This window comes from Acidovorax sp. Q11 (assembly GCF_054950075.1).
The window spans coordinates 1-228 of record NZ_JBUDZG010000141.1; the positions used below are offsets into that span (position 1 = coordinate 1).

A 228-nucleotide genomic window follows, 5' to 3' on the forward strand; every position below is an offset into this window, starting at 1 on the left:
GCCAGAAGTTCCCCACTGTCGTGGGCGCCTGGCGCAGGGTCTGGGACAAGGTCATACCGTTCTTTGCCTTCCCGCCCGAGGTGCGCCGCGTGATCTACACGACCAACGCGATTGAGAGCGTGAATGCGCGGCTGCGCAAGATCATCAAAACCCGAGGGCACTTCCCCAGCGACGATGCAGCCACCAAGCTGATCTGGCTGGCACTGCGCAACATCACCGAAGACTGGG

1 protein-coding gene is annotated in these 228 nt (G+C 62.3%); it reads left to right on the forward strand.

Annotated features, from left to right (window positions below):
* Window positions 1-228: transposase (locus ACYZGB_RS23025; RefSeq protein WP_462391306.1), on the forward strand; the 228-nt coding region annotated here is incomplete at both ends.